This is a genomic window from Luteimonas sp. AC640a, from assembly GCF_979256585.1.
The window spans coordinates 39,378-64,206 of the sequence record NZ_CEEDOV010000005.1; the positions used below are offsets into that span (position 1 = coordinate 39,378).

Here is a 24,829-nt window from a genome sequence, read left to right on the forward strand (position 1 = left end):
AGCCAGTCGCCGCGGAGCACGACCATGCCGTCCTTCCTCCGAACCACCCTCGTGCTGTCGGCCTGCGCGCTGGCGGCCTGCGCCAGCAACTCGCCACGTCTGGCGGATGCGCCGCCCACCGGCCTCCGGATGCAGTCAGCGGATCCTTTGCGGATCACGACCGACGACGACTATGTCGCACGGGTCAACCGCGAGGCGCAGCGCCGCGGTCTGCAGGTGCAGTGGATCAATCCGCCGCTGCGGCGGAATGACTGATCGCGCTCAACCGGCAACGCGCAGGGCGGGATCGCTGATTTCGAGGCCGCGCAGGATCACGCCGGCGTGGGTGCGGTTGCGCGCGCCGAGCTTCTCGAAGATCGCCGACATGTGCGCCTTGATCGTGCGTTCCTGCACGTCGAGGCGGTCGGCGATCTGCTTGTTGAGCAGGCCTTCGGCGACCAGACGCAGCACCCGGAACTGCTGCGGCGTCAGGCTCGCGAGGCGCGCGGCGAGATCCATGTCGGCCGGCGCGGACTGCGCGCGCGCGACCGCGCCGCGCAAGGCGGGCGGCAACCACTGCTCGCAATCGAGCACCGCGCGGATCGCTTCCCGCAATTCTTCGAGACCGGCGCTCTTGGGGATGTAACCGGCGACGCCGTGATCGAGCGCGCGGCGCACGACCAGCGGATCTTCGTTTGCCGACACCAGCACCACCGCCACTGCGGGGAACTGCGCGCGGATCGCGGCCAGTCCGGCCAGCCCGTGGTTGCCGGGCATGTGCAGGTCCAGCAGCACGAGGTCCATGTCGTCCTCGTTCTCCAGCGCTTCGAGCACGCCGTCCAGCGTCTCGGCCTCGCGCGTGGTGACGTCGGGCGCCGCGTCGGCCGCGGCGCCGCGCAGGGCGGCGCGGAACAGCGGGTGGTCGTCGGCGATCAGCAGCTTGGGCATTCGGGGGCCGGGATTGGAATTCGGAATCGAGGGTTCGGCGCGGTGGGAGCCAGCGGTGGTTGTCGAATCCCGCGTCCGGATCCGATCGCCACACTAGCAAGCCCGGGCGGGGCGCGCGGCTGGTACCAAAGTACGATGGCCGCCGGCGAACGCGCTGCTACGGTGACTGCATGACCAAGACCCGCATGCGCCGGCCGCTGTGCCTCGCCACCCTCGCGCTGTCGCTCGCCGCCTGTGCCGGCAGTGCGACGCGCAGCGATCCTGCCTCGATGCGCGGAGACGACGCCACGATGTTCAGCGCCCAGCGCACCAGCCTCCACCGCGGCGACGACGATCTGCTGACCGCCGGCCTCGGTCTGGCCGGCCTGCAGGCGATGACGCCCCCGACCTTCGCCGATCCCGAACATCCGCTCGCCGCCGAAGCACGCCGTCGCGCGCTGTGGGCGAACTGGCGCGGCATCGCCGATCTCGCACCGGGCGGCGGTTACGGCACGCTCTACGGCAGTCTGGCCGCTGTGCCGGGCCGCGAATTCCACGCGCTGGCCACTGTGCCCGGTGCCTCGCAGCCGCATCGCGTACTGGTGCAGGTGCCCGACGACTTCGACCGCACGCGCCGCTGCATCGTGGTCACCGCGTCTTCCGGCTCGCGCGGCATTTACGGCGCAATCGCCGTCGCCGGCGCCTGGGGTCTGCCGAAGGGTTGCGCCGTCGCCTACACCGACAAGGGCGCAGGCACCGACTACTTCGACGCCGATGCGGGCATCGGCATCGCGGCCGAAGGCACGCCGTCCGCCGATCGCACGCAGGCCGTCTTCGCGCCGGATGGTGCGGGGCAGGGCGTTGCGTTCAAGCATGCGCATTCCGGCGACAACCCCGAGGCCGACTGGGGCCGCCACGTCCGCCAGGCCGCCGAGTTCGCGCTGCAGGCGCTGGGCGAGGCGTATCCGGACGACGCGCCGTTCGACTTCGACAGCACCCGCGTCATCGCGGTCGGCATCTCCAATGGCGGCGGCGCGGTGCTGCGCGCGGCGGAACTCGAAGGCGACTGGCTCGACGCCGTGGTCGCCGGCGAACCCAGCATCCACGTCGATGCACCGGGCGCGCGTTCGCTCTACGACTACACCACCGAAGCCGCGCTGCTGATGCCGTGCGCGCTGCTCGCCGTCGACAACCTGCCGCAGCCACCGTTGACCGCACAGGTCGCACCGCTGTGGACCGCGCGTTGCGCCTCGTTGCGCGCGGCTGGTCTGGTCGAAGGCAACGACGCTGCGGCGCAGTCGCGGTCTGCGTTGGAGATCCTGCGCACGCATGGCTGGACCGATGGCGCGCTGCGCGCCGGCGCGTTGTCGGCCGGCTTCGATCTGTGGCGCGCGATCGCCGCGACCTATGCATCCGCCTATGGCCGCTTCGATGCCGACGCGCATCCCTGCGGTTACCGCTACGCGGCGCAGGGCCCGGACGGCAGTCCGCGCCCGTCGACCGCGACCGAACGTGCGGCCTGGTGGAGCGACGGCGGCGGCATTCCGCCGGGCGCGGGTGTCGGCCTCGTCGACACACGCATGGCCGGCGCAGATCCGCTGTTGCCCGGCCTGCAGTGCCTGCGCGCGCTCAACGATGGTGACGATGCGGCCGCAAGGCGCGTGCAGGCCGGTATCGCCGAGACGCAGGTCGGCCTGCCACGCGCAGGCCTGCCGGTGGTCGTGGTCCATGGCGCCGACGACGGGCTGATCCCGATGGCCTTCACCAGCGCGCCCTACGTCGGCTGGGCGCAGGCGGCCGGACGCGACGTGCGCCTGTGGCAGGTCGCCAATACACAGCACTTCGACGGATTCCTTGGGCTTCCGGACTATGCCGCGCGCTATGTACCGCTGCTGCCGTACGTGTACGCCGCGCTCGACCGCGTCGACGCACACCTGGACGGCGAGGGCGCGCTGCCGACGGACGCCTCGATTCCGACCACGCCGCGCGGCGCAGGCAAGGCACTCGACGCGACCCACCTCGCGATGCCCCGCTGACGGACCGACGTCCAGCGCGGTTTGCCTCACGACAACGCTTGCAGCCCCCATGCGTTAGTAGTAATACTACTCACCATGGACATCACCCAGACCCAGCACGCGATTCTCGAGATGATCGGCGAGCGCATCGCAGCCGAAGGCATGCCGCCCTCGCAGACCGAGATCGCCCGCGCGTTCGGCTTCAGTGGTGTGCGCGCCGCGCAGTACCACCTCGATGCACTGGAAGCTGCCGGTGCCATCGAGCGGGTGCCGGGCAGGGCGCGCGGCATCCGCGTGCTGGTCCCGGTGCAGCAGGCGCAGCATGCGTTGGCCCTGGGCGTGACGCCTGGCGACGCGCTCCGGCTGCCGGTGCTCGGGCAGGTCGCCGCCGGCGCGCCGATCGGTGCCGACATCGGCTCCGACGATTACCTCGTGCTCGACCGCGTGCTGTTCTCGCCGTCGCCCGACTACCTGCTCAAGGTCAAGGGCGATTCGATGCGCGACGAAGGCATCTTCGAAGGCGATCTGATCGGCGTGCACCGCACCCGCGATGCGCGCTCGGGCCAGATCGTCGTCGCCCGCGTCGATGATGCGATCACGGTCAAGCTGCTGAAGATCGGCAAGGACCGCATCCGTCTGATGCCGCGCAACCCCGATTACGCGCCCATCGAGGTGCTGCCCGACCAGGATTTCGCAATCGAAGGCCTGTATTGCGGGCTGGTCAGGCCGAACCGTTGAGCACACTGCCGCTCAAGCGCATGTCGCGCGCGGTGTTCCCCGACGGGCATCCGCGTCGCGCGCCGCTGACCGGCACGCATCCACCCACTTAATTTTGCATCCTCCCAGCAGCGTCGCAGCCTGTGCGACCTGCGATTGCGAGGATGCCTCCACCAGACCGGAACACGAATGACGAGGACCACCACGATGGACGAGAACAAGAAGCGCGCGCTCTCCGCAGCCCTGAGCCAGATCGAGAAACAGTTCGGCAAAGGCTCGGTAATCCGCATGGGCGACCGCGTGTCGGAAGTGGTCCCGGTGATCCCGACCGGTTCGCTGCAGCTCGATCTCGCACTCGGCATCGGCGGCCTGCCGCGCGGCCGCGTCATCGAGGTCTACGGTCCGGAATCGTCGGGCAAAACCACGCTGACCCTGCAGACGATCGCGCAGTGCCAGAAGCTCGGTGGCGTCGCAGCGTTCATCGACGCCGAGCACGCGCTCGATCCGACGTACGCTGCGAAGCTCGGCGTCAACGTCGAGGATCTGCTGGTCTCGCAGCCCGACACCGGCGAGCAGGCGCTCGAGATCGCCGACATGCTGGTGCGCTCGAACTCGGTCGACATGGTCGTCATCGACTCCGTCGCCGCGCTGACCCCGCGCGCCGAAATCGAAGGCGAGATGGGCGACCAGCTGCCGGGCCTGCAGGCCCGTCTGATGAGCCAGGCGCTGCGCAAGCTGACCGGCAACATCAAGCGCAGCAACTGCATGGTGTTCTTCATCAACCAGCTGCGCATGAAGATCGGCATCATGATGCCGGGCCAGAGCCCCGAGACCACGACCGGTGGCAACGCGCTGAAGTTCTACGCCTCGGTCCGCCTCGACATCCGCCGCATCGGCGCGATCAAGAAGGGCGACGAGATCATCGGCAACCAGACCCGCATCAAGGTCGTCAAGAACAAGATGGCGCCCCCGTTCAAGCAGGTCATCACCGAAATCCTCTACGGCGAAGGCATCAGCCGCGAAGGCGAACTGATCGACATGGGTGTCGAGGCCAAGCTGATCGAAAAGGCAGGCGCCTGGTACAGCGCGGGCGACGAGCGGATCGGGCAGGGCAAGGAAAATGCCCGCCAGTACCTCAAGGACAATCCGGAAGTCGCCGCGCGCATCGAGGCGGGCATCCGCGAGAAGCTGCTGCCTGCAGCGGTGCTGGCGGCGGCAGCGGCGGGCAATGAAGAAAACGACGACGACTGAGGCAGTCGCGTCGGGCCCGCCCGGCATCGACGAATCGCACGACACGGACCTGCCGGCTGGCGGGTCCGTGGAACGCGTCGACACAGCCGGATCCGGATCGACTGACGATGGTGACGCGCGTGCCACAGGCAGACGCAAGAAACGCCGCGAACTGACGCCCGCCCAGCGGGCGTTGTCGTTGCTGGTGCGGCGCGAGCATTCGCAGCCCGAACTGCTGCGCAAACTTGCCGCGCGCGGCATCGAGCCCGACGCGGCTGCCGATGCCGTCGAGCGCATGCGCGAGGCCGGCTGGCAGGATGACGGACGTTTCGCCGCGAGCCTCGCGCGCGCGCGCGCGACCGGTGGTCATGGCCCGCTGCGGATCGAGGCCGAACTCGCCACCCATCGGCTCGATGCAGGCAAGATCGCTGCCGCCTTCGAATCGCTGGCCGCCGATGGCGAGGCGGATTGGCCGCAACGCGCGCGTGATCTGATCGAGCGCCGATACGACGTGACCGCATTTGCAGACGATCCGGCGCTGCGGCGCAAGGCCGTGGATTTTCTGCTGCGCCGGGGATTCGATGGCGAAACCGCCTATGGCGCGGTCCGGGCGTTCCGGGCCGACTGAAACATCGAGGCAGGCGCTGGCTGACAGACCCAGACGTGCGGGCGCGCGTCGCCCCCGGACGGCCTGCTACCCTTTGCGGCTGTGGGCACCGCTCCGGACCTGCACCCGTCTAGATGGCGGGCGCGCACGTCTGCCGGGGGATGCCCTTACCCCTCCAGCACGTCCGTCACGCCAGGCCCATGACCACGCAGACCCCCACCAGCACCGCCCAGATCCGCAGCGACTTCCTCGAGTTCTTCAAGGGCAAGGGCCACACCATCGTGCCGTCGGCGCCGCTGGTGCCCGGCAACGATCCCACGCTGCTGTTCACCAACTCAGGCATGGTGCAGTTCAAGGATGTGTTCCTGGGCGCCGAGAAGCGCAGTTACGTGCGCGCGGCCGATGTCCAGCGCTGTCTGCGCGCAGGCGGCAAGCACAACGATCTGGATGTGGTGGGTTACACCGCGCGTCACCACACCTTCTTCGAGATGCTCGGCAACTGGTCGTTCGGCGACTACTTCAAGAAGGACGCGATTGCCTGGGCCTGGGAACTGCTCACACAGGTCTGGAAGCTGCCGGCAGAGCGCCTGCTGGTCACCGTCTACCAGACCGACGACGAGGCCTACGCGCTGTGGCGCGACATGGTTGGCATTCCGGAAGCGCGCATCGTCCGCATCGGCGACAACAAGGGTGCGCCCTTCGCCTCCGACAATTTCTGGCAGATGGCCGACACCGGTCCGTGCGGCCCGTGCACCGAGATCTTCTACGACCACGGTCCCGCGCACTTCGGCGGCCCGCCGGGCTCGCCTGATGAAGACGGCGACCGTTTCATCGAGATCTGGAACCTGGTCTTCATGCAGTTCGACAAGCAGTCCGACGGCACCCTGGTGCCGTTGCCTGCGCCGTGCGTCGATACGGGCATGGGTCTGGAGCGCCTCGCAGCGATCCTGCAGGGCGTGCACAGCAACTACGAGATCGACCTGTTCCAGGCCCTGATCCGCAAGGCGGGTGAACTCACCGGCACGCAGGATCTGGAGAACAAGTCGCTGCGCGTGATCGCCGATCACATCCGCGCCTGCAGCTTCCTGATCGTCGACGGCGTGCTGCCGTCCAACGAAGGCCGCGGCTACGTGCTGCGCCGGATCATCCGCCGCGCACTGCGTCACGGCTGGATGCTCGGCGTGCGCCAGCCGTTCTTCAGCGCGACGGTCGGCACGCTCGATGAGGTGATGGGCGATGCGTATCCGGAGCTGCGCGAGAAGCGCGAACTGGTCGAGCGTGCGCTCAAGGCAGAAGAAGAACGCTTCGCCGAGACGCTCGACGCCGGCATGCGCATTTTCGACGACATCGCCTCGCGCAGCAGCGGTGCGATTCCGGGCGCGGACGCGTTCCGCCTTTTCGATACCTACGGTTTTCCGCTCGACCTCACCCAGGACATCGCGCGCGAGCGTGGCCTCGAGGTCGACATGGCCGGCTTCGATGCCGCCATGCAGCGCCAGCGCGAGACCGCGCGCGCGGCAGGCAAGTTCACCTCGAGCGCCGGCCTGTCGGCCGATCTCGTTGCGCAGCTGTCGCCGACCGTGTTCGTCGGCGACGACCAGAACGAAGCCGATGGCCTGCAGATTCTTGCGCTGCTCGTCGGCGGGCGTCCGGTCGAGTCCGCATCGGCCGGCGACGAAGTCGTCGTGATCCTCGACCGCACGCCGTTCTACGGCGAGTCGGGCGGCCAGGTCGGTGATACCGGCGTGCTCGAAGCCGACGGTGTGCGTTTCGAAGTCGACGACACGCAGAAGTTCGCAGGCCAGTTCCACGGCCACGTCGGCCGTCTGGTGTCAGGCACGCTGCAGCGCGGTGGTCAGGTGCGCGGCGCGATCGATGCCGCACGCCGCGGCACCATCGTGCTCAACCACAGCGCGACACATCTGCTGCACGGCGCGCTGCGCGATCTGCTGGGCACGCACGTCGCGCAGAAGGGCTCGCTGGTCGCGCCCGAGCGTCTGCGTTTCGACTTCTCGCACTTCCAGCCGGTGACCGCCGACGAACTCGCCGAGATCGAACGTCGCGTCAACGTCGAAGTGCGCGCCAACCATCCGGTGAGCATCGAGCAGATGGACATGCAGTCCGCGCTCGACTCCGGCGCGATGGCGCTGTTCGGCGAGAAGTACGGCGAGCGCGTGCGCGTGGTGACGATGGGCGAATCGGTCGAGCTGTGCGGCGGTACGCACGTCGATCGCACCGGTCGCATCGGTCTGTTCAAGCTCGTGTCCGAAGGCGGTGTGTCATCGGGCGTGCGCCGTGTCGAAGCACTGACCGGCCAGGCCGCACTCGATCACGTGCGCAGCGATGAAGAACGCATGCGTCAGGCGGCCGGTCTGCTCGGCGGCACCGCCGGCGAAGTGGGCGAGCGACTGCGCGCGCTGCTCGATCGTCAGAAGCAGCTGGAGCGCGAACTCGAATCGCTCAAGGCCAAGGCCGCCAGCGGCGCGACCGCGGACCTCGGCGCGTCCGCGATCGATGTCGACGGCATCAAGGTCGTCGCCGCGCGTATCGAAGGCCTCGACGCCAAGGCGCTGCGCGATGCAGTGGATCGTCTCAAGCAGCAGCTCGGCGATGTGGTGGTGCTGCTGGCCGGCACGAGCGACGGCAAGGCCGCACTGGTAGCCGGCGTCGGCGGCGCCGCGACCGGTCGCGTCAAGGCGGGCGAGCTGCTGTCGCATGTCGCGGCGAAGACCGGTGGCAAGGGCGGCGGTCGACCCGACATGGCACAGGGCGGCGGCGAAGATGGTCCGGCGCTGCTCGCGGCGCTCGGCGAAGTCCGCCAGTGGGTGGCGGAACGCCTCGGCTAAGCGGGCGCTAAACGCCCGTCCCCGGTTGTTGACCGGCCGCCCGGCAGGGGACATGCTTCACGGCCTAACGAGGTCTGTAATCGGTTTCCAAGGTCGAGAACGGTCCGAATACAGTCCACGCCGGCGCGTCGAAACGGGCCGGTTCCAGGAGATTGCTATGCTGATTTTGACCCGCCGCGTCGGGGAGACGCTGATGATTGGTGACCAGGTGTCGGTCACCGTATTGGGCGTCAAGGGCAACCAGGTGCGCATCGGTATCACCGCACCCAAGGACGTCGCCGTGCACCGCGAGGAGATCTATCAGCGCATCCATCGCGAAGGCGATGGTGCCGACGCGCAAGAAGATTTGCCGCAGACGCCCTGAGCCGTTATCCTTCGCACCGCGTTCGGCGCTTGCGTCGAACGTGTTGCTTCGGAGAGTTGCCCGAGTGGCTGAAGGGGCTCCCCTGCTAAGGGAGTATGGGGCTTAAAACTCCATCGAGGGTTCGAATCCCTCACTCTCCGCCACTGCTCGAATTCGATCGGATTTCTTCGGAAATCGCAGAGAAAAATTCTGGATAGTGGTTGACGAAGCAAACGTTTTGCTAGAAAATTCCGCTTCTGTTCAAGGCGCCCGTAGCTCAGTTGGATAGAGCACCAGGCTACGAACTTGGGGGTCGGAGGTTCGAATCCTTCCGGGCGCACCAGAACAACGAAGAGGCCAGCGAGCGATCGCTGGCTTTTTTGTTGCGCGCGTGTTTTTCGCAGGGACGTGTGCGTCGGTGTCGATCCACTGCGCATCTCGCGATTGACGGACGCCGCACCGTGCATTGGCCTGCGACCGCGGCGGCGCAATGCATCTTCGAGGGCATGGATCACGTGCCGTACGCGGCGCTCCCGTCGACGAGTGGCGCGCGCGACGAGATGCGCGTGCGTTGCATGCCGGTGCAGAGGCGGGTCGCGATGCGTCGTGGTGAACTTGCATCGCTGACGCCGCCGCATGCGACGCGCGTCAGCTCGCCGGAAGGGAACGTCGGACACCGGGATCGCGGACGCGACGCTGCGACGCGATCGACCCGCTCCAGGCGGGCACCGCTTTACGACAGCCTGGAGGGCGGGTCATCCATGCACGCCGCGCATCCGGGCGCAGCGTAGCGACGCGCTAGAGTCGCGCGTCCACCGCGTCCGCAGGCAGCACAGCCTTGACGTCGAACAGCACCGCGCCCGGTTTGCCGAACGCGCGCATGCCATCCGCGCCCAGATCGCGGAACTGGGTGTGTGCGACCGCGAGGATGATCGCGTCGTAGGCGCCGGTCTCCGGGGTGCCGATCGGCGTGAGCCCGTATTCGTGCTGCGCGTACGCCGCCGCGACCCACGGGTCGTGCACGTCGACGTCAATGCTGTAGCTCTGCAGTTCGCGCACCACGTCGATCACACGCGTGTTGCGCAGGTCCGGACAGTTCTCCTTGAACGCCAGGCCCAGCACCAGCACGCGCGCGCCAGCCGTCTGTATGCTGCGCTGTTGCATCAGCTTCACCACGCGCTGGGCGACGTGCAGGCCCATGCTGTCGTTGATGCGGCGGCCGGCGAGGATCACTTCGGGGTGGTAGCCGATCTCCTGCGCCTTGTGCGTCAGGTAGTACGGATCGACGCCGATGCAGTGGCCGCCGACGAGACCCGGGCGGAACGGCAGGAAGTTCCACTTCGTGCCCGCGGCTTCGAGCACTTCGTGCGTGTCGATGCCGAGGCGGTCGAAGATCAGCGCGAGCTCGTTGACCAGGGCGATGTTGACGTCGCGCTGGGTGTTCTCGATGACCTTGGCCGCTTCTGCCACGCGGATGCTCGACACGCGATGCGTACCGGCTTCGACGATGTCGCGATACAGCGCGTCGACGAAACCGGCTGCCGCGTCGCTGGAACCGGCGGTGACCTTAAGCGTGTTCTCCAGCCGGTGCTGCTTGTCGCCGGGATTGATGCGTTCGGGGCTGTAGCCGACGTGGAAATCGTCGCGATACCGCAGGCCCGACACGGCTTCGAGAATCGGCACGCAGATCTCTTCCGTCGCGCCCGGATAGACGGTCGACTCGAAGATCACCACGCCACCGCGCTGCAGGGCGGCGCCGACCGCGCGACTCGAGGCTTCCAGAGCCGACAGGTCGGGCCGCTTGTAGGCATCGACCGGCGTCGGCACGGTGACGATGTGTACGTTGCAGCTTGCGAGATCGGTCGCGTCGGCGCTGTAGCGCAGACGCGCGGCCGCGCGCAGTTCGTCGGGCGACAGTTCGCGGGTGTGGTCGTCGCCGCGCTGCAGACCGGCCACACGCGTCTGGTCGATGTCGAAGCCCAGCGTCGCGTGGCGGCGGCCGAATGCGACCGCGAGCGGCAGGCCCACGTAGCCGAGGCCGATGACGGCGATGCGGATGTCGTCGCGTGCGGGCAGCGGTGCGGTCATGCAGGAGAGGCTCGTTGGTCGATCGACGCAGTGTAGCGGACGCCTGCGCGCGGCCTCAGGTGCCGGCGAGCCAGGCGGCGATCGTGTCGGGCGTGCGCATCCACGCGAAATGGTCGGCCCTCGCGTCCAGGCGCGCGGCGTCGAACCCCTCGATCGCGACATCCGCGCTGCCGAGCTTGCCGAGCAGGAAACGCAGCGACGACGGTGGGCCGAGCCAGTCGTCGCCGAGCCAGGCTGCACGGACGGGCACATCGACACGCGCCATCGCCGCATCGATGTCGACATCCACGCCGGCTGCCGCATAACGCCCGCGCAATCCGCTGCGCGTCCAGTCAGCGATCACGCCGCGCGCTTCATTGCCGGCGAAGCGCAGCCGGCGCCCCGGCAGCACACCGCGCGTGCGTGCGAGCCACGCCATGAAGCGGTACAGCGGTGGCAACGTGTAGCGCACGCGCGGCGGGAACGCGCGCCAGTAGGGCGCGCCGCTGGCGACCAGCCACAGCGCGTCGGCCGCATCGGGCTGCAGCGCGAGATGGCAACAGGCGAGCTGACCGCCGAGGCTGTGCCCGCCGATGACGCGTGTCGCGCCCGGCACGGCGGAATCCAGCGCCGCTTCGCTGCGCGCGATGTCGGCCAGCAGTTCGCGGTAGCCCCAGTCGTGCGCGCGGCCGGCGCGCAGGCTGCTCGAGCCGATGCCGCGCCATTCGTGCAGGCCGACGGCGATGCCGCGCGCAGCCAGCGCGTCGGCGAACGGCAGGTAGTGCTTCGCCGGCACACCCATTGCCGGCAGCCACAACAGCCGGCGTGTTGGCGCATCGGGCACGCACATGATCAGTTCGAAGCGATGGCCGTCACTGCTGTCGATCGCTTCGACGCGGGCGGCCGCCGTGCTCACGACGCGAGCGGGCCCAGATGACCGAGCACGCTGACCGCACTGCGCCCGGGGCGATACGCGTCACGCATTGCGCGGTGCACGTAGTCGATGCCGGCGCGGCATGCAGTCGCGGCGTCGTCGCCCAACGCGAGGCGTGCGGCGATCGCCGACGACAGCGTGCAGCCGGTGCCGTGGCCGTCGATCTCGAGCCGCGGCGCGCGATGCGCGAATGCCGCGTCTGCATCGGCGTAGCGATCCACGACTTCGTCGCCTTCATCCAGATGGCCGCCTTTGAGCAGCACGCCTCGCGCACCGAGCGCGCGCAGCGCCGCGAGTGCGGCTTCGGCGTCGGGGCCGGCTGCGATGCGGCGGCCGAGCAGCAGTTCGGCTTCCGGCAGATTCGGTGTCAGCACGCGCGCGCGTGGAATCAGGCGCGTGCGCAATGCGCCGAGCGCGTCGTCGTCGAGCAGCTTCGCGCCCGAGGTCGCGATCATCACGGGGTCCAGCACCACCGGCACGTCGGGACACAGCGCCAGCGCGTCGGCAACGGCGTCGACGATCTCCGCGGTCGCGAGCATGCCGATCTTCACCGCACGCACGTCGAAGTCGTCAAAGCAGGCGTCGATCTGCGCGCGCAGGAACGCGACCGGCGGCGCATGCACCGCGGTCACGCCGCGGGTGTGCTGCGCGGTCAATGCGGCGATCGCGGACAGGCCGTGCACGCCGTGCGCGGCGAAGGTCTTGAGGTCGGCCTGGATGCCGGCGCCGCCGCCGGAATCGGAACCGGCGATCGTGAGCACGGAAGGCGGGCGGGGCGCGGACGGATCGGTCATGCGCACATTGTGCAACAGCGCCCGGCGCGGAATGCAGCGTGCACGCATCGACCGGCCGCGTGTGCGGCCGGTCGTGCGCGGGTCAGAGCACTTCGGACGCGAAGTCGGCCAGGCGCGAACGCTCGCCCCGACGCAGCGTCACGTGCGCGCTGTGCGCCCAGTTCTTGAAGCGGTCGACTGCATAGGTCAGGCCCGATGTCGTCTCGGTGAGGTAGGGCGTGTCGATCTGTTCGACGTTGCCCAGACACACGATCTTCGTGCCTGGACCGGCGCGGGTGATCAACGTCTTCATCTGCTTGGGCGTGAGGTTCTGCGCCTCGTCGAGGATCAGATACCGCGACAGGAACGTGCGCCCGCGCATGAAGTTCATCGAGCGGATCTTGATGCGCGACGCCAGCAGATCATTGGTTGCCGCGCGGCCCCAGCTGCCGCCTTCCTGGTTGTGCGTCAGCACTTCGAGGTTGTCCGTCAGCGCGCCCATCCACGGCGTCATCTTTTCCTCCTCGGTGCCGGGCAGGAAGCCGATGTCCTCGCCGACGCTGACCGTCGCGCGGGTCATGATGATCTCGCGGTAGCGCTGCTGGTCCATCGTCTGCGCCAGCCCTGCCGCGAGTGCGAGCAGCGTCTTGCCGGTACCGGCAGTGCCGAGCAGGGTGACGAAATCGACCTCCGGATCCATCAAGGCGTTGAGCGCGAAATTCTGCTCGCGGTTGCGCGCGTTGATGCCCCAGACCGCGTGCTGGCTGTGGCGGAAGTCGTCGACGATCTGCAGCGTCGCGCGGCCGTCTTCCACCTTCGTCACGCGGAACTCGGATTCCTCGTCACCCGGCAGATACAGGAACTGGTTCGCGTACCAGCCGTCCTCTTCCGATACCGAGAGGTCGTAATACGTGCGGCCCTTGTCGGTCCACGAGCGCAGGTCCTTGCCGTGAATCGTCCAGAAATCCGCCGGCAACGCGGTTGCGCCGGTGTAGAGCAGGCTGAAATCGTCGAGCGCGCGATCGTTCTCGTAATCCTCGTTGGGAATGCCGGCGATCGCGGCCTTGATCCGCAGGTTGATGTCCTTGGAGACGAACACGACCGGGTAGTCCGGTTCGGTGCGTACCAGGTCGAGGATCGCGCCGAGGATCCGGTTATCGGGAGCGGCCGCGCCAAACGAGGTCGGGTCTTCGCTGGGCGTCGTGGTCTGGAACCGCAGCTTGCCGACGCTCTGCGCGCCACGCAGTTGCAGGCCCTGCGGACGCAGCAACGGCAGACCTGTCGCGATCTGGTCGCTGCCCGCCGCTTCGATCAGTTCGTTGAGAAAGCGGCTGACCTGCCGCGCATTGCGGCTGGCCTCGGTAGTGCCTTTCTTGCCGTTATCGAGTTCTTCGATCACCTGCATCGGCAGGTAGACATCGTGCTCCTCGAACTTGAACAGCGCCGTGGGATCGTGCATGAGCACGTTGGTGTCGAGAACGTAGACGCGCTTGCCTTTGGTCATCATCGGAGTGTCGGCGTTCCGTGTTGAAAAGGGATGACGGGAGTGGAGCTTTCGTTGCACACGCACGGCCGCGCCGCCGTGACCCGCGATGCGGGACGGCGAGTGGCACGTTCGGAAGTGGCCGTCACTGCGACTGCGCAGCCTGCAGTGCGTCGAGTACGGCCTGCGCATGGCCCGGCACGCGGAGCTTGCGCCACTGCGCCGCGATGCGGCCGTCGGGATCGATCAGGAACGTGCTGCGCTCGATGCCCAGCACGGTCCGGCCATACATGTTCTTCTCGCGGATCACGTCGAACGCGCGGCACAGCGCTTCGTCCGCATCGCTGATTAGCGGAAACGCGAAACCCTGTTTGGCGCAGAAGTTGTCGTGCGATTTCACCGAGTCGCGCGAGACGCCCAGCACGTCGGCGTCGAGCGCCTGGAACTGCGGCAGCAGCGCGCTGAAATCCAGGCCCTCGGTCGTGCAACCGGGCGTGGAATCCTTCGGGTAGAAGTAGAGGACGAGCCAGCGTCCGGCGTGGTCGGCCAGTGTGGCCTTCGCGCCGCCCGACAGCGCCAGTGGCAGCTGCAGGGTGGCCTTTGCGAGCTTCTTGCGTGTTCCGCTCATCGTTCGAACGGGCGTTCCATTGCGACGGTCGTGATCACAATGCGCGCGTGTTCCTGCTTTCGCAAGCGTCCGCGCGCATTGGATCAGAACTTCATCGGATCCATGATCGCGTCGAGGTTCAGGTGGTCGCAGAACTCGAGGAAATCGTCGCGCAGCGCGGCGATGTGCATGTTCGCCGGGATGCCGATCGTGATCTGCGCCGAGAACATGTCGGCGCCGGTCTGCATCGCGCGATAGCGCGAGGAGTGCAGGCTTTCGATCGTGATGCCCTGGCGATCGAAGAAGTCGGCCAACTGGAACAGGATGCCGGCCTTGTCGGCGGCGACCACTTCCACCACGTAGGGCAGCAGGTTCGACTGGATCGGCTTCGGGCCCGTGCGATACCACACCAGCTTCAGGTCTTCCTCGCGCTCCAGGCGCGTGAGCATGGCCTCAAGCTTGGCGACCGCATCCCACGGACCGTTCGCCAGTGCCGTGACCGAAACGTCCCGGCCCACGGTCGACAGGCGCGTATCGACCATGTTGCAACCGCTGTCGGCAATGCGACGCGACACCGACAGCAGCGGCGACGCCGGATGCGTGGTGTACGCGTTGATCAGCAGGTAATTCTCGTTCGGCGAGGGCCGGGCAGCGGTATCGGATTCGGTCAAGGGGGCGTCCGCGGCGGAAAATCTGTTCGACTGCGAGGGTCGATGGCGACTGGAGGGTGAACGGCGGTCCGGTCAGGGCCGGATGCGGCGGCCAGCATACTTGCCCGCGCTTCGTGGCCGCAAGTAACATCGGCCAGCATTTTCCGGGCCAAACTGCGTGTTTCCCGGCCTCCACGTTTCTCTGCGACCGCGTTGCGGCCGCCCATCGGACTCCCATCTTGCGACTTTCAGGCAGCATCACCGCACTCGCCACCCCCTTCGACGCCACCGGAGCACTGGACCGCGCGGCGTGGAAACGGCTGGTCGAGTGGCAGCTGGCGGCCGGCACGCAAGGACTCGTGGTGGCCGGTTCGACCGGCGAAGCGGCGACGCTGGAAGACGATGAATACGACTGGCTCGTCCGCAGCGCGGTCGAACTGGCTGCCGGCCGCGTGCCCGTGCTCGCCGGCACCGGCCTGTCGGCGACGTCGAAGACGATCGCCGCGACGCAGCGGCTCGCGCAGCTCGGCGCGGATATCGCGCTGGTGGTCGTTCCGGCGTATGTGCGGCCGACCCAGGCCGGCCTGCTCGCGCATTACCGCGCGGTCGCCGATGCCGGCGGCCTGCCGGTGCTGCTCTACAACGTGCCCGGTCGCACCGGCACCGACATGCTGCCGGAGACGGTTGCCGAACTGGCGCGGCACCCGCGCATCGTCGGCATCAAGGAAGCGCACAGCGGTGTCGAGCGCATGCAGGCGTTGCTCGCGCTGCAGAGCGAGGATTTCGCGGTGCTCAGTGGTGACGATCCGACCGCCGCGCGCGCGATGCTCGCCGGCGCCGATGGCGTGATCTCGGTCGTGTCGAATCTCGTGCCCGGCGCGTTCCGCAAGCTGTGCGATCTGGCCCGCAACGGCCAGGCCGACGCCGCCCACGACTGGGACGCGCGTCTGCAGCCGCTGCACACGTTCTGCGGCATCGAACCCAACCCCATTCCCGTCAAGGCGGTGCTGAGCAGGCAGGGCCTCGGCCATGGCCTGCGTCTGCCTTTGACGACACTGGCCCAGGCGCATGATGCGCAGGCCGACGATGCGACGCGACTCGCGGCGGACCTCGAAACGTCCTGCCGTGCCCGCGCCGCCTGATTTCCCAGGAGATTCCACGATGCGTCCACCCCGTTCCTCCATGCGCTATCTCGCCATTGCCGTCGTCGCGGTCGCAGTCGTGGGCACCAGCGGCTGCCGCTGGTTCAAGAAGGACAACGCGCTGTACGCGCAGAGCCCGGAAACCCGTCCGCTCGAAGTCCCGCCGGATCTCGACCGTCCGCGTACCGACGGTGCGATGGCACTGCCGGAAGCCACCACGTCGGTGACCCGCTCGGGCACGGCAGCAGCGCCGGCCGATTCGAACGTGTCCTTCAGCGCCACCGGTGCGCGCGATGCGGTGTTCGCGCAGGTCGGCGAAGCGCTGGCCGCGACCGACGGCGTGACCGTCAACAGCCGCTCGCAGGTGCTGGGCACCTATGACGTGTCCTACGCGGGCAGCCAGTTTCTGGTTCGCGTGGCATCGCAGCAGGGTGGCGCCGTGGTGTCGGCCGTCGATCCGCGTGGCGTGGCCGCGACCGGCGATGCGCCGACGCGTCTGATCGCGGCGCTGCAGGCGGCGCTGGCACAGTAAAGACGGGCAGGCGGCGTCCGCGGTTTGGACGTCGTTGATCCCGGATACGGAAACGGGCGCCTCGGCGCCCGTTTTTCGTAGTGCAATCGCGGTGCGCGGATCAGCGCTCCAGCAGCGGCAGCTTGTCCGGCTTGCCTTCCCAGTCCTTGGCGTCGGCCAGCGCGTCTTTCCGCGTGGTGATGACCGGCCACGCTTTGGCCAGATCGGCATTGAGCGCGACGAACGCTTCCTGGCCCGCCGGCACGTCGTCCTCGGGATAGATCGCGTTGATCGGGCATTCCGGCTCGCACAGCGTGCAGTCGATGCACTCGTCGGGATCGATGACGAGGAAGTTCGGCCCTTCGTGGAAACAGTCCACCGGGCAGACCTCGACGCAGTCGGTGTACTTGCACTTGATGCAGTTTTCGGTGACGACGAAAGGCATGGAATTCGGATCGGGCGGGGCGACGACGGGCTGCAGTTTAAGGCAGCGCCCGCGGCGCCGGTGCGAAGTGTTCGCATTTGCGGAAGAGATGGTGTGTCGCGCATCGCCCGCGCGACGGATGGCGGCCAGATGTCCCGTCTTGTGGCGCGCGCCGAAGTCGTAGCTTCGGATCACCGGCAGTCGCCGTTGGTCCTCGATCGTGTTGTACGGCAGAGGCTTGTGTCGGGGGCGCGGTCGCCGGGTGGTCTGCGGAGGGTTGGTCGAGAGCGGCCAGACCGAGCGGCGCGCGCGGGTCGACGAAAGGCGACATGGGCGAGGCGCTGCTGCTCGTCAGCCAACCGCTAGTGCTGGGCCGGCTTTCGGAGCCACAAATGCAGACAGCCCACACCTTGCGGCATGGGCTGTCGACTTTGATATGGTGCTCCCTACGGGATTCGAACCCGTGTTTTAGCCTTGAGAGGGCCACGTCCTGGGCCTCTAGACGAAGGGAGCTGGGCGCCGCGAGCGGCTCCGGTTGGACGACCGGTCTGCAAACGCGTCTAAGACGTGTGCAGCTTGCTAGTATATCAGGCTTGCTGGCGCCGCAACGGCCGCCTGAGAATTTTTTCAGACTTGATGCATACCGATTCCGCTCCGATTCAAAGCGCCATCTCCGCCGAGCTGCGGACGATTCCGCGCGACCAGCACACCATCTCGCGGCGGCAGATTAGCCAGAACGCGCTGCGCGTGCTGTACCGCCTGCACGAGGCCGGTCACGAGGCCTATCTGGTCGGCGGGGCGGTGCGCGATGTGCTGGTTGGCCTGACGCCGAAGGACTTCGACATCGCGACAGACGCGACGCCCGAGCAGGTCAAGGGGCTGTTCCGCAACTGCCGGTTGATCGGCCGCCGGTTCCGTCTGGCGCATGTCGTGTTCGGCCGCGAGATCATCGAGGTGGCCACGTTTCGCGCCAACGTCGACGACGGCAGCGGCGACCGCGAGGTCCACGACGGCGGCCGCCTGCTGCGCGACAACGTCTACGGCACCATCGAAGATGACGCGGTGCGCCGCGACTTCACCGCCAACGCCCTGTATTACGCGATCGCCGATTTCTCGGTGCGCGATTACACCGGCGGCTTCGAGGACGTGCAGAACCGGGTCATGCGCCTGATCGGTGATCCCGACACGCGCTACCGCGAAGATCCGGTGCGTATGTTGCGCGCGGTGCGTCTGGCCGCGAAGCTCGACTTCACGATCGAACCCGGTACCGCCGAGCCCATTCCGCGTCTGGCTTCGCTGCTGGCCGAAGCCGCGCCGGCGCGGCTGTTCGAGGAATGTCTGAAGCTGTTCCTGTCCGGACATGCGGTCGCCAGCTTCGAAGGACTCGAGCGCCACGGCCTGCTGTCGGCGCTGTTCCCCGAATCTGCCGCTGCACTGGCCAGCAACCGCAGTGGCGCGTTGCGCGCGATGGTGCTATCGGGCCTGGCGTCGACCGATGCACGCATCGCTGCAGGCGATCCCGTGTCGCCGGCATTCCTGTTCGCCACCCTGATGTGGCCGGCGTTCTGCCGCGCCTGGATGAAGCTGCAGGCCGACGGCGTGCAGCCGGTCGAGGCCCAGCGCCGCGCCGCCGATCGCGTCACGTTGCATCAGGTGACGACGGTCGCGTTGCCGCGCCGCTTCTCGCTGCCGATGCAAGAAATTTGGCTGCTGCAGGCGCGCTTCCCGCTGCGCCAGCGCAAGCGGGTTACGCGCACGCTCTCGCATCCGCGGTTCCGTGCCGCGTTCGATTTCCTCGTGCTGCGCCAGACCGCGTCCGATGCGCATGCCGCCGATGTCGCGTTCTGGGAAGAAGCGCAGAACGATCCGGATCATGCGATCGCGCTGTATCCGGGCGAGGATGAGGTGGATGGCGACGAAGACGCGCCGCGTCGTCGTCGGCGTCGTCGGCGCACACCGGCCGCCGCTGGATGACGCCGCGCGCGCCGCGTGGCGTGCAGGCAGACGTCCGCGCGTGAGCGTGCGCGCGTGGATCGGGCTCGGTGGCAATCTGGGAGACGTGCCGCAGGTCCTGCGTGACGCCGCCGCGGCGCTGTCGTCGCTTCCGGATATCAAAGACCTCCGGCTGTCGTCGCTGTATCGCACGCCGGCCTGGGGCCGCACTGACCAGCCCGATTTCGTCAACGCGGTCGCGGTACTCGATACCAACCGCGCGCCGATGGATCTGCTCGACGCGCTGCTCGATATCGAGCGCCTGTTCGGCCGGACCCGCAGTGACGAGGCCGGTGACCAGTGGGGCCCGCGCACGCTGGACCTGGACCTGCTGCTCTACGGCGATGCAGTGATCACGCTGCCGGGACTGACCGTTCCGCATCCGCGCCTGCACCAGCGCGCATTCGCGCTCGTGCCGCTGCTGGAACTCGACGCCGGCATCGTGATTCCACGCGTCGGCGCGGCGGCTGATGCGCTCGTGCACGTGGATCGCGCCGGTATCGAGGCGTTGCCTTGATCTCGCGTCGGGTTGTCGCTCGCTGATCCCAGGCGCTGCACTGTTCTATGGGGCGATCCCGGCGCACACGACCGGCATTTCGGCATTGGTGCGACACTAATGCGATGAACACTTCATCTTCCGCGCCGGTCACCGTGCCCGCGCTGTTCGAGGCCCGCGCCGCCGGTCGCCGTCTCGCGATGCTCACCGCTTACGACGCCGGCTTCGCCCGCACCTTCGATGCCGCAGGCGTTGACCTGTTGCTGATCGGCGATTCGCTGGGCATGGTGGTCCAAGGGCATGGTTCGACGCTGCCCGTGACCGTCGACGACGTCGCGTACCACACGGCCTGCGTGGCCCGCGCCGTGCAGCGTGCACTGGTCATCGCCGACCTACCGTTCCAGGCCGATGCCACGCCCGAGCGCGCGCTCGATGCATCGACGCGGCTGCTGCAGGCTGGCGCCGGCATGGTCAAGCTGGAAGGTGCGACGCCGAACAAGTGCGAGGTCGTGCGCTTCCTCGTCGAGCGCGAGATTCCGGTCTGTGCGCATCTTGGGCTCACCCCGCAATCGGTGCTGCGTTTCGGCGGCTTCAAGATCCAGGGACGTGGCGATGCCGCGGCGCAGGCGCTTCGCGACGATGCGCGCGCGATCGCGGAAGCCGGCGCGACGCTGATCGTGCTCGAAGGCGTGCCGGCGTCGCTCGCTGCCGAAATCACCGCCGCCTCGCCAGTGCCCACGATCGGCATCGGCGCAGGCCCGGATTGCGACGGTCAGGTGCTGGTGCTGCACGACATGCTGGGTCTGGACAGTGGCCATCGCCGGCCCAAGTTCGTGCGCGATTTCCTCGTCGAAGGCGGCTCTGTTGCTGGCGCCGCGCGCGCCTACATCGACGCGGTGCGAGACGGGAGCTTCCCGGGGCCGGAACACTCCTACAAGTAAGCGGAGCGTCGTGTCCGCCCGGGCGACGACAGGCCGATATGCGCGCGCTGACGCCCTGCGTCGCCGATCTGCGAAAATCGACGCCTCCCCATTGCCGGACCCGCCGTGATCGACACCGTCCATGACCTCGCTGCGCTGCGCGCGCGGATCGCCGACTGGAAGCGCGCGGGCCTGCGCGTCGGCCTCGTGCCGACGATGGGCAATCTGCACGCGGGTCATTTTTCGCTGGTGGAGACGCTGCGCTCGCGCGTGGATCGCGTGGTCGCCAGCGTGTTCGTCAATCCAACCCAGTTCGGCCCGAACGAGGACTTCGCCCGCTATCCGCGCACGCCGGACCAGGACGCGCATGGCCTCGCCGCCGCGGGTTGCGATCTACTGTGGCTACCATCGGTCGAGGTGATGTATCCGCTGGGCCTGCACAACACGGTGACCGTGCGCGTGCCGGGCGTGACCGAAGTGCTCGACGGTGCGCATCGACCGGGCCATTTCGACGGCGTGGCGACCGTGGTCGCGCGTCTGTTCAACCAGGTGCAGCCGGACGTCGCCGCGTTCGGGCGCAAGGACTACCAGCAGCTGGCGGTGATCGCGCATCTGGTCGCCGATCTCGCATTTCCGGTGGAACTGCTACCGGTCGCGATCGCCCGGGAGGCCGACGGCCTGGCGATGAGTTCGCGCAACCAGTATCTCGATGCCGACGCCCGCGCCCGTGCGCCGACGATGCAGGTGGCGCTGCGTGCGCTTGCGGACGCGATGCGGGGCGGCGTGCCCGCAGCGGACGCGGCGGACAATGCCGCGGCGGCGCTGCGCGAGGCCGGCTTTGTGGTCGATTACGTCGAAGTGCGTGCGCCAGACCTCTCGCTCTATGTCCACGGCCAACAGACTGCCGTCGCACTGGCAGCGGCGCGCCTCGGCGCCACACGCCTGATCGACAACCTCGAATTCAGCATCGACGGCACGCCGACGGCCCGCTGAATCTCCCGTCGCCGCGGCACGCGGTGATGTTGCGATGCCGCAGATGGTCCCTATACTTCGCGGTTCCTGCGGGCTTCCCGCGTTGTCCGATGCCGTGATCCGGCCGCATCCGTCATGCAACTCACCCTGCTGAAAGCCAAGATCCATCGCGCCTCCGTCACCCACGCCGAGCTGCATTACGAAGGCTCGTGTGCGATCGACGGCCGCCTGCTCGACCTGTCGGGCATCCGCGAGTACGAGCGCATCGAGATCTATAACATCAACAACGGCGAGCGCTTCGCGACCTACGCGATCCGCGCCGATGTCGGCAGCGGCATCATCTCGGTCAACGGCGCCGCCGCGCACAAGGCCGGCGTGGGCGATCTGGTGATCATCTGCGCCTACGGCGCGCTGGACGAAGCCGAAGTGGCGAAGTTCAAGCCCAAGCTGGTGTACGTGGACCGCGACAACCGCATGACCCACACCAACGATTCGATTCCCGCACAGGCCGCCTGATGACGACAGCGGCGCGGCGGATCGAAGACACGCTGGCGCCGCACGCGCGTCGCCTCGATTCGGCGCGCATCGCCGACCTCGTCGAAGCCGATGCGGCGCGCCCGCACCACTTTGCGCTGCGCTTCGGTGGGCTCTACGCCAGCTTCGCGCGCCAGCGGCTCGACCGCGATGCGCGCGACGCGTTGGTCGCACTCGGTGAAGCCGCAGAGTTGCCGCAGGCGTTCCGTGCGCTGTTCGACGGCGCCACTGTCAACACATCGGAGCACCGCTCAGCGCTGCACGTCGCCCTGCGGTCCGCGCTGTCCGACACGGCGATCGCGCGTGACGCGCATGCGCAGGCTGCCGAAGCGCGCGTGCGCATGGCCGAACTGGTCGCGCAGCTCGAAGCGTCCGATGTCACCGACATCGTCAATGTCGGCATCGGCGGTTCGGATCTCGGTCCGCGCCTGGTGGTAGACGCGCTGAAAGATTTCGGCACCGGTCGCTTCCGCGTGCATTTCCTGACCAACGTCGACGGCAGCGATGCGCAGCATCGTCTGGCGAAGCTCGATCCCGCGAAGACCGCCGCGATCCTCGTGTCCAAGACCTTCGGCACGCAGGAAACCCTGCTCAACGGCGCGGTTGTGCGTGACTGGCTCGGCGGCAGCGAACGCCTGTACGCGGTCAGCGCCAACGTGCCGCGCGCCGAGGCCTTCGGTGTCGCGCCCGAGCGCGTGCTGCCGATGTGGGACTGGGTCGGGGGTCGCTACTCGCTGTGGTCAGCGGTCGGTTTCTCGATCGCACTCGCGGTCGGCATGGACGGATTCCAGGCGCTGCTCGCCGGCGCCGCCGACATGGACGCGCACGCGCTGCAGGCGCCGATCGGCGAGAACCTGCCGCTGTTGCACGCGCTGACCGGCGTGTGGAACCGCAACGCGCTCGGCCTCGCCACCCATGCCGTGCTGCCTTACGACGAGCGCCTCGCGCTCCTGCCGGCGTATCTGCAGCAGCTGGTGATGGAGAGCCTCGGCAAGTCGGTCACGCCTGATGGCGAGGCCGTCGGCATCGATACTGTGCCGGTGCTGTGGGGCGGGCCGGGGACCAATTCGCAGCACAGTTTTTTCCAGGCGCTGCACCAGGGCACGCAGACCGTGCCGGCCGATTTCATCGGCGTGGTGAATCCTGCGCATCCGCATGCCGACAACCACGCCGCGCTGCTGTCGAACCTGCTCGCGCAGACCGAAGCGCTGGCCAACGGCTATTCGGCCGACGATCCGCAGAAGTCGTATCCGGGCAATCGCCCCTCGACGCTGTTCCTGCTCGACCGTCTCGATCCGCGCAGCCTCGGCGCGCTGATCGCGCTCTACGAGCACAGCGTCTATGCGCAGTCGGTGCTGTGGGGCATCAACGCCTTCGACCAGTGGGGCGTCGAGCTCGGCAAGCGTATTGCCGGCGAACTGATGCCGGCGGTGCAGGGCGATGACGTGGCGGTGGCCGATCCGGTCACGCGCGCGCTGCTGGACGAGATCCGCGCGCGTCGCGCGCGCTGATCGATCGCTGCTCGCGCGGGCGCGTCCCGCGCCTGCGGATTCAATCCACGCCGTGGCGCGCCAGCGCCCAGTCCACGTGCTCTTCGATCAGAAGATCGCCGGAGTTCCGGCGCGTGCGCAGCGCGGCGACGGTCTCCGGCGTCGTCGGCGCATTGCCCAGCGCGACTGCGAGATTGCGCAGCCAGCGGCGATGTCCGCTGCGGCGGATCGGCGAGCCTTCCGTGCGCTGCAGGAATTCATCCTCGTCCCAGGCGAACAGCTCGGCCAGGCTCGCGGTGTCGAGATTGTTGCGCGCGCGAAAGTCGGGTTCATCGGTGCGCTTGGCGAACTTGTTCCAAGGGCAGACCAGCTGGCAGTCGTCGCAGCCGAAGATGCGGTTGCCGATCAACGGGCGCAGCGAGACGTCGATCGCGCCTTCATGTTCGATCGTCAGATAGGCGATGCAGCGCCGCGCATCGAGCCGGTGCGGCGCGATGATCGCGCGCGTCGGACACACGTCGATGCAGCGCACGCAGGTGCCGCAATGCGCGGTCGCCGGTGGGTCCACCGGCAGCGGCACGTCGACGTAGATTTCGCCGAGAAAGAACCAGGAGCCGCCATTCTTGTCGATCAGGCAGGTGTGCTTGCCGATCCAGCCCAGCCCAGCGTTGCGTGCGAGTGCGCGCTCGAGCACCGGCGCCGAATCGACGAATACGCGATGGCCGAACGGACCGATTTCCTCGGCGATGCGATGCGCGAACTTCTGCAGCCGGTTGCGCATCAGCTTGTGATAATCGCGGCCCAGCGCATAGCGCGCCACGTAGGCGCGGCTGCCATCTGCGAGCGTGTCCCAGGCGCTGTCATCGTCGTTGCGGCCATAGTCGAGACCGACCGACAACACGCGCACGGTGCCGGGTAGCAGTTCGTCCGGGCGGGCGCGCATGTCGCCGTGACGCGCCATCCAGTCCATGGTGCCGTACAGCCCCTGGGCGAGCCAGTCGCGCAGATGCGCTTCGTCCTCGCGCAGATCGATGCCGGCGATGCCGCAGCGCTGGAAGCCCATCTCGCCCGCGATCGCCTTGATGCGCGCGGCGAGCGCGTCGGGCGATGCGGAGGATGGAGCGGCGGTGGCGGCGGACGGCATCACGATGCGCGAAGTATAGAATCCGC

At 68.0% G+C, this 24,829-nt stretch carries 24 protein-coding genes and 3 tRNA genes; 17 read left to right on the forward strand and 10 right to left on the reverse strand.

Features of this window, described 5'->3' with window-relative positions; all coding sequences use genetic code 11:
- Positions 1-24 precede the first annotated feature (24 nt).
- Complete coding sequence (locus ACZ9YD_RS03025) at positions 25-255, forward strand: hypothetical protein (protein ID WP_465073665.1); 231 nt, start codon at positions 25-27, stop codon at positions 253-255.
- A 6-nt stretch (positions 256-261) separates the two neighbouring features.
- Here ACZ9YD_RS03025 and ACZ9YD_RS03030 read toward each other — a convergent pair whose 3' ends face one another.
- Positions 262-927 carry a response regulator gene (locus tag ACZ9YD_RS03030; RefSeq protein ID WP_465073666.1) on the reverse strand — a complete coding sequence of 222 codons (666 nt, stop codon included), beginning with the start codon at positions 925-927 and terminating at the stop codon, positions 262-264.
- Between the two features lie 170 nt (positions 928-1,097).
- Here ACZ9YD_RS03030 and ACZ9YD_RS03035 point away from each other — a divergent pair, with 170 nt between their 5' ends.
- The 8 genes from ACZ9YD_RS03035 (at position 1,098) to ACZ9YD_RS03070 (ending at position 9,007) form a co-directional block, all read left to right on the forward strand.
- Complete coding sequence (locus ACZ9YD_RS03035; RefSeq protein ID WP_465073667.1) at positions 1,098-2,942, forward strand: 3-hydroxybutyrate oligomer hydrolase family protein; 1,845 nt, start codon at positions 1,098-1,100, stop codon at positions 2,940-2,942.
- Between the two features lie 75 nt (positions 2,943-3,017).
- On the forward strand, positions 3,018-3,659 hold the full coding sequence (gene lexA / locus ACZ9YD_RS03040; protein WP_465073668.1) for a transcriptional repressor LexA: 642 nt from the start codon (positions 3,018-3,020) through the stop codon (positions 3,657-3,659).
- A 186-nt stretch (positions 3,660-3,845) separates the two neighbouring features.
- Positions 3,846-4,889, forward strand: coding sequence for a recombinase RecA (gene recA, locus ACZ9YD_RS03045; protein WP_232137357.1), 1,044 nt, complete (start codon positions 3,846-3,848; stop codon positions 4,887-4,889).
- A 67-nt stretch (positions 4,890-4,956) separates the two neighbouring features.
- Entirely contained in the window at positions 4,957-5,496 is a 540-nt protein-coding gene (locus ACZ9YD_RS03050) for a regulatory protein RecX (protein WP_465073763.1), read from the forward strand.
- Between the two features lie 179 nt (positions 5,497-5,675).
- Entirely contained in the window at positions 5,676-8,321 is a 2,646-nt protein-coding gene (gene alaS / locus ACZ9YD_RS03055) for an alanine--tRNA ligase (protein WP_465073669.1), read from the forward strand.
- Between the two features lie 157 nt (positions 8,322-8,478).
- Entirely contained in the window at positions 8,479-8,685 is a 207-nt protein-coding gene (gene csrA, locus ACZ9YD_RS03060; protein WP_465073670.1) for a carbon storage regulator CsrA, read from the forward strand.
- A 50-nt stretch (positions 8,686-8,735) separates the two neighbouring features.
- Positions 8,736-8,828 (forward strand) — tRNA-Ser (locus tag ACZ9YD_RS03065).
- A gap of 102 nt (positions 8,829-8,930) precedes the next feature.
- Positions 8,931-9,007: transfer RNA gene (locus tag ACZ9YD_RS03070), tRNA-Arg, on the forward strand.
- 455 nt (positions 9,008-9,462) lie between these two features.
- Here ACZ9YD_RS03070 and ACZ9YD_RS03075 read toward each other — a convergent pair.
- The 6 genes from ACZ9YD_RS03075 to ACZ9YD_RS03100 form a co-directional block, all read right to left on the reverse strand.
- Positions 9,463-10,752 (reverse strand): nucleotide sugar dehydrogenase, encoded by a 1,290-nt coding sequence (locus ACZ9YD_RS03075; RefSeq protein WP_465073671.1) that lies wholly within the window; start codon positions 10,750-10,752, stop codon positions 9,463-9,465.
- 55 nt (positions 10,753-10,807) lie between these two features.
- The gene (locus tag ACZ9YD_RS03080; protein ID WP_465073765.1) at positions 10,808-11,581 is read right to left on the reverse strand and encodes an alpha/beta hydrolase family protein; all 774 of its coding nucleotides are present in this window, start codon (positions 11,579-11,581) and stop codon (positions 10,808-10,810) included.
- 62 nt (positions 11,582-11,643) lie between these two features.
- Positions 11,644-12,459 (reverse strand): bifunctional hydroxymethylpyrimidine kinase/phosphomethylpyrimidine kinase, encoded by an 816-nt coding sequence (thiD, locus tag ACZ9YD_RS03085; RefSeq protein ID WP_465073672.1) that lies wholly within the window; start codon positions 12,457-12,459, stop codon positions 11,644-11,646.
- An 82-nt stretch (positions 12,460-12,541) separates the two neighbouring features.
- Complete coding sequence (locus ACZ9YD_RS03090) at positions 12,542-13,942, reverse strand: PhoH family protein (protein ID WP_232136951.1); 1,401 nt, start codon at positions 13,940-13,942, stop codon at positions 12,542-12,544.
- A 124-nt stretch (positions 13,943-14,066) separates the two neighbouring features.
- A complete protein-coding gene (locus ACZ9YD_RS03095; RefSeq protein ID WP_465073673.1) occupies positions 14,067-14,549 on the reverse strand; it encodes a peroxiredoxin in 483 nt (160 codons plus the stop codon).
- Positions 14,550-14,632: 83 nt separating this feature from the next.
- Positions 14,633-15,199: a glycine cleavage system transcriptional repressor gene (locus tag ACZ9YD_RS03100; protein ID WP_232116503.1), complete on the reverse strand. Its 567-nt coding sequence runs from the start codon at positions 15,197-15,199 to the stop codon at positions 14,633-14,635.
- Between the two features lie 218 nt (positions 15,200-15,417).
- On the opposite strand from ACZ9YD_RS03100, the gene dapA reads away from it, so the two are divergent.
- Together dapA and ACZ9YD_RS03110 are read left to right on the forward strand one after the other, a co-directional pair.
- The gene (dapA, locus tag ACZ9YD_RS03105) at positions 15,418-16,320 is read left to right on the forward strand and encodes a 4-hydroxy-tetrahydrodipicolinate synthase (protein ID WP_465073674.1); all 903 of its coding nucleotides are present in this window, start codon (positions 15,418-15,420) and stop codon (positions 16,318-16,320) included.
- A 19-nt stretch (positions 16,321-16,339) separates the two neighbouring features.
- Positions 16,340-16,852 carry a hypothetical protein gene (locus tag ACZ9YD_RS03110; protein WP_232136948.1) on the forward strand — a complete coding sequence of 171 codons (513 nt, stop codon included), beginning with the start codon at positions 16,340-16,342 and terminating at the stop codon, positions 16,850-16,852.
- A gap of 100 nt (positions 16,853-16,952) precedes the next feature.
- Here the strand turns inward: ACZ9YD_RS03110 and fdxA are convergent, their stop codons facing one another.
- A complete protein-coding gene (fdxA, locus tag ACZ9YD_RS03115) occupies positions 16,953-17,276 on the reverse strand; it encodes a ferredoxin FdxA (protein ID WP_232116506.1) in 324 nt (107 codons plus the stop codon).
- Between the two features lie 416 nt (positions 17,277-17,692).
- Positions 17,693-17,768 (reverse strand) — tRNA-Glu (locus tag ACZ9YD_RS03120).
- A gap of 123 nt (positions 17,769-17,891) precedes the next feature.
- Between ACZ9YD_RS03120 and pcnB the strand changes: the two genes are divergently transcribed.
- From pcnB to pgi, 6 genes are all read left to right on the forward strand, one after another.
- A complete protein-coding gene (pcnB, locus tag ACZ9YD_RS03125; RefSeq protein WP_465073677.1) occupies positions 17,892-19,229 on the forward strand; it encodes a polynucleotide adenylyltransferase PcnB in 1,338 nt (445 codons plus the stop codon).
- Positions 19,165-19,764, forward strand: a complete 600-nt coding sequence (gene folK, locus ACZ9YD_RS03130) for a 2-amino-4-hydroxy-6-hydroxymethyldihydropteridine diphosphokinase (protein WP_465073679.1) — start codon at positions 19,165-19,167, stop codon at positions 19,762-19,764. Before pcnB ends, folK begins: the two co-directional genes overlap by 65 nt.
- Before the next feature lie 104 nt (positions 19,765-19,868).
- Positions 19,869-20,684 carry a 3-methyl-2-oxobutanoate hydroxymethyltransferase gene (gene panB, locus ACZ9YD_RS03135; RefSeq protein WP_465073680.1) on the forward strand — a complete coding sequence of 272 codons (816 nt, stop codon included), beginning with the start codon at positions 19,869-19,871 and terminating at the stop codon, positions 20,682-20,684.
- A 105-nt stretch (positions 20,685-20,789) separates the two neighbouring features.
- Complete coding sequence (panC, locus tag ACZ9YD_RS03140) at positions 20,790-21,656, forward strand: pantoate--beta-alanine ligase (RefSeq protein ID WP_465073681.1); 867 nt, start codon at positions 20,790-20,792, stop codon at positions 21,654-21,656.
- A gap of 114 nt (positions 21,657-21,770) precedes the next feature.
- The gene (gene panD / locus ACZ9YD_RS03145) at positions 21,771-22,151 is read left to right on the forward strand and encodes an aspartate 1-decarboxylase (protein ID WP_232136944.1); all 381 of its coding nucleotides are present in this window, start codon (positions 21,771-21,773) and stop codon (positions 22,149-22,151) included.
- Positions 22,151-23,680 carry a glucose-6-phosphate isomerase gene (gene pgi / locus ACZ9YD_RS03150; protein WP_465073682.1) on the forward strand — a complete coding sequence of 510 codons (1,530 nt, stop codon included), beginning with the start codon at positions 22,151-22,153 and terminating at the stop codon, positions 23,678-23,680. The genes panD and pgi overlap by 1 nt, the downstream gene beginning before the upstream one ends.
- A 40-nt stretch (positions 23,681-23,720) precedes the next feature.
- On the opposite strand, the gene queG is transcribed toward pgi, so the two are convergent.
- Entirely contained in the window at positions 23,721-24,803 is a 1,083-nt protein-coding gene (gene queG, locus ACZ9YD_RS03155) for a tRNA epoxyqueuosine(34) reductase QueG (RefSeq protein ID WP_465073684.1), read from the reverse strand.
- Positions 24,804-24,829 lie beyond the last annotated feature (26 nt).